The 4,249-nt window shown below is 47.1% G+C and carries 4 protein-coding genes; all 4 read right to left on the minus strand.

Features of this window, described 5'->3' with window-relative positions:
* Positions 1-36 precede the first annotated feature (36 nt).
* Positions 37-984: a class I SAM-dependent DNA methyltransferase gene (locus OKB77_RS23820; RefSeq protein ID WP_270818702.1), complete on the minus strand. Its 948-nt coding sequence runs from the start codon at positions 982-984 to the stop codon at positions 37-39.
* A complete protein-coding gene (locus OKB77_RS23825) occupies positions 981-2,498 on the minus strand; it encodes a type I restriction-modification system subunit M (protein ID WP_270818704.1) in 1,518 nt (505 codons plus the stop codon). Before OKB77_RS23825 ends, OKB77_RS23820 begins: the two co-directional genes overlap by 4 nt.
* Before the next feature lie 3 nt (positions 2,499-2,501).
* Positions 2,502-2,813 (minus strand): helix-turn-helix domain-containing protein, encoded by a 312-nt coding sequence (locus OKB77_RS23830; RefSeq protein ID WP_437124896.1) that lies wholly within the window; start codon positions 2,811-2,813, stop codon positions 2,502-2,504.
* Between the two features lie 686 nt (positions 2,814-3,499).
* On the minus strand, positions 3,500-4,123 hold the full coding sequence (locus tag OKB77_RS23835) for a recombinase family protein (RefSeq protein ID WP_265845197.1): 624 nt from the start codon (positions 4,121-4,123) through the stop codon (positions 3,500-3,502).
* Positions 4,124-4,249: the final 126 nt, after the last annotated feature.

Below are 4,249 nucleotides of genomic sequence, written 5' to 3' on the forward strand. Positions count from 1 at the left end.
AATAAGATGAGAACACCCGATCAGATCGCTGAAAAATCAGAAAGTTCCATTAAATCTCAGGGTATGATCCCGCCCTGCTTGCGGTGGCACCCCGTAGAGGTTGCGGCCATAAGGGTCGGCGGCAAACTTATCGCGGTTCCATTTTTTGATGGAGTAAGGCGGGTTAGCGAATATCACATCAAACTGTTTGAGCTGGTCGTTCTCAATAAACTTAGGTTCGGCCAGGGTATCGCCACGCAGCACATCGAATTCTTCAATGTCGTGCAGGAACATGTTCATTCGAGCAATGGCCGAAGTGAGCAGGTTTACCTCTTGGCCATAGAGATGCACTGACCGCCATTCTTCACCGTGGGTGCGCAGGTCCATTACTGCGTTAAGCAACATACCGCCGGTACCGCAAGTAGGATCGTAAGCCGTTTCGCCGGGTTTTAAACCCATGATGCGCGTCATTAAATGCACCACGGTACGGTTGGTATAAAACTCGGCAGCGGTGTGGCCGGAGTCGTCGGCGAATTTTTTGATCAGGTATTCGTAAGCCTCACCCAGATCATCCTGAGCGACCGATTTAATCCCCAGCGGAATTTTACTGAAGTGCTCAATCAGATCAGACAGCAGGTGATCGGGCAGGCGCTCTTTATTGGTCCATTGGGCATCGCCAAACACGCCATGTAAGCGCGGGTTTTTGGCCTCAATAAGGCGCAGCGCATTTTGAATGGCCTCACCAATGTTTTTACTGGTGTGGCGTACTTTTTCCCAACGGGCTTCCTGTGGGATATCAAAACGGTGGAACATGGGCATGGCGGCGTATTCGGTATCGCCTTCATAGTTCTCCAAGGCTTCGGTGTATTCTTCCAAATACACATCCGATAGACGCTTGTAAAACAGTAGTGGAAAGATGTACTGCTTGTAGTCTGAGGCGTCGATTTGGCCACGTAAAAACTCGGCCGCGCCCCAGAGTAGGTTTTCTAAGTCTGCTTTTTTCATATTTCAAAACCCTCTTTGATTAGCAGGGCTTCCAGTTCGTTTTCGGCTTGTTCCAATGCCGAGAGCTTTTGCTGAAAATCCTTTAAGGCGTCTTCTACCGAGATAGTTTCTTCTTCCAGTGGCTTTTGCACATAGCGTGCAATGTTCAGGTTAAAGTCGTTTTCTTCGATTTCACTGATCGGCACCCAACGAGCAACGCCTTCAATTTCGGCTGCCCCTTTTATGTTTTCTGAACTGGGACCCTGTTTAACCTGGCTTTGGTAGATGCCATAGATCTCATCGGCTTGCTCGTTGGTCAGAGTGTTTTGTGCACGGCCTTTGGTGAAGATTTCTTCAGCATTAATGATCAACACATGATCTTTATGGTGCTCCGGACGTGACTTTCGCAGCACGAGAATGCTGGCTGGAATGCTGGTGCCATAAAAGAGGTTTGATGCTACACCAATAATGGCTTCGATGCGGTTTTCCTGTAGAAGTTTGGTACGGATTGTGCCCTCAGCACCGCCACGGAACAGGACTCCATGAGGCAATACCACCGCCATGCGGCCATGATCGTTCAAGGAGGCAAACATATGTTGCACCCAAGCAAAATCACCGTTGGTTCTAGGAGCTAAACCATATTGCGCTCTGCCATAAGGATCAGCACTCCAGTTGTCGTATCCCCACTCTTTTAAACTAAATGGCGGGTTAGCGATAACACAATCGAAGGTCTCTAGGCGATCACTGACCAAAAACTTAGGCTCGCGCAAAGTGTCCCCTCGGACGATATCGAAATCCTCTTGGCCATGTAGGAAAAGGTTCATGCGGGCAATGGCTTCAGTGGTCAGGTTCTTTTCCTGGCCTTTGATTTTGAGCAGGCGTGGATCGCCACCATTTTCTTTTACGTGATGAATAGTTTCTAGCAGCATACCGCCAGTACCGCAGGCGGGATCGTACACACTTTCACCTGCTTGCGGATCAAGGATATTGACCATCAAGCGTACAATGGTGCGAGGGGTATAGAACTCACCGGCTTTTTTATTGGCTTTGTCTGCAAAGCGTTTAATCAGGTATTCGTAGGCGCGGCCCATATCATCATCGCGAACAGACGCTACACCAAGATTTTTCTGGTTGAAATGGTTGAGCAAAGTAGCTAAGAGTTCATCTGACAGGCGTTCTTTATTAGTCCAGCTAGCATCACCAAAGATGCCATGAAGCTTAGGATTAGCTAGCTCAATTCCACGAAATGAGTCTTTCAGTGCTTGCCCAATATCTTTGGTTTCAGCAAAAACATCTTTCCAGTGGCATGCTGGTGGAATTTGGATTCGATGGAACATATCCCCCTTGGCCAGCTCTGCATCACCGATTTGCTCCATGGCCTCGATAAACTCTTCGTCGTATACATCACAGATACGTTTGAAGAATAAGATGGGGAAGATGTAGGTTTTGTAGTCAGATGCGTCGATAGGCCCAGTAATAATGTGGGCTGCATGCCAAAGGTGTGCTTCGAGATCTTTGATGTCAATTAAGGTCATTGTTTACTCGTTTCCTACGGAAACCGCAGGCGATTTTTCTAGTAATTCATGGATGTTGCAATTAAATAAATCACATAGCTTGTCTAATGCATCTAGGTCCACTTTTAACGCGGTTTCCTTGTAAAGGAGTGTGATAGTGGTACGGCTGAGGCCCGTTTCACGCATAACATCGCTAATGCGCATTTTGTGTTCGCCCATTAAACGAGCTAAGTGGCAGCGGATCATGATATTCCCACGGTCGTATTCATCACATTTGCGTTTATTGCATTCAAAACTTAAACGCAACACATTGAGTTTTGGTTGTTTTTTAACCATAAATACTATAAGTCATCACTGATGAAACCCTACCATGATTGTGTTTTTTCTCAACTTATTTGAGTTGAAACGCAATTTTTTAAAGTTAATGAGAACGGTTTATTGGTGTGATGACGTTGAATTGCCGTAATCAAGAAAGCTATACGGCAGAAAGTCGTGGAATTACTGCTCTGTGCTGCTGATATTCTTTTAGATGGTAGCAATCAGGTGCTGCGAACACTCCAACATATCTTGAATGTCAGTGTAGCTATGGCCGGCCTTCAATAGGCTAGCTATATACTGATGTCGCTTAAGGTCAGGCTGGCGCCCACTGTATTTTCCCTCTGATTTAGCCTTTTCTATACGACGCCGGTCATCATAATCTTAGCGAGCAACCACCGCGAACATGTCACATCAGGGATGATGTCTATTTATTGGTAGCAATTCACAACCATGTTTGTTACGAAAGAACAAAACCCAATCATTTCAGTTGGTTATTGATTTTTTCCTGAGTTGAGTCCATGGTGATATAGAGTTTTGTCACACGATCATCTGATTGCATGCCTAATCCGCAACACATGAGGTCATCACTATGAACAGCATCGTCATCCTGCTCCTCCTGTTTTCATTTCTGATAGGCTTTGGAGCCTTTGCCGCATGGCTGTATATCGAAAAGCGTCGTATGGATGCTTCAGATAAATGATCCGCTATTTTGCAGAACGAATATCTTTTGCCACGCACGAAATCAGATGACGGGAGCAACCCAACATCTCCTGAATCACCGAGTAGCTGTGTCCGGTGCTCAACAACTGTGCGATGTGCTGACGCTTCTTTTCATCTTTCTGGCGACCGCGATATTTCCCCTCATCCCTGGCCTTGGCAATGCCTTGCAGTTGCCTGCGTCGGCGATCTTCATAGTCTTTGCGAGCGACTGCTGCGAGCATATCCAGCAGCATGCCATTTACAGCCTGCAAGATGGCGCTGGTGAACTCAGAGCGGCTGTCCCCTTGTAACGCCACCCAAGAAGTCGGAAGCTCCGGGGAAACGATGGAGAGCTTTTTCTGCGCCAGTAATTGCTTCAATGTTTGCCAATCCGTCTGATTGAGACGGGCCAGACGGTCAATCTGCTCTACCAGTACAATGTCACAATCTGTAGCATCGCGAATCAGCCGCATAAGTTCAGGCCTGTCCAGCGTCGCCCCCGACTCATTCTCCACGTAGAAACTGGCAATCTGATGGCTATGCTCAGCAGCAAAGTCAATCAACAGCTGTCGTGCCCGCTCAGCATCCTGTTCCTCTGTCGATGCACGTAAATACGCCCGTATGAACATTGAAACCCCCATCAGTCTGTTTAAACTAGTTCCTAACAATTAGTTCAATTGTCATTTTCAGAAGACGACTGCACCAGTTGATTGGGCGTAATGGCTGTTGTGCAGCCAGCTCCTGACAGTTCAATA

The sequence above is a fragment of the Aeromonas sp. Y318-3 genome (genome assembly GCF_027706185.1).
GTDB classification, from domain to species: domain Bacteria; phylum Pseudomonadota; class Gammaproteobacteria; order Enterobacterales; family Aeromonadaceae; genus Aeromonas; species Aeromonas veronii.

Coding starts and splice junctions, on each gene's coding strand:
- OKB77_RS23825 (WP_270818704.1), bottom strand. CDS start 2,498: ATGACCTTAATTGACATCAAAGATCTCGAAGCACACCTTTGGCATGCA.
- OKB77_RS23830 (WP_437124896.1), bottom strand. CDS start 2,813: ATGGTTAAAAAACAACCAAAACTCAATGTGTTGCGTTTAAGTTTTGAA.
- OKB77_RS23835 (WP_265845197.1), bottom strand. CDS start 4,123: ATGTTCATACGGGCGTATTTACGTGCATCGACAGAGGAACAGGATGCT.
- OKB77_RS23820 (WP_270818702.1), bottom strand. CDS start 984: ATGAAAAAAGCAGACTTAGAAAACCTACTCTGGGGCGCGGCCGAGTTT.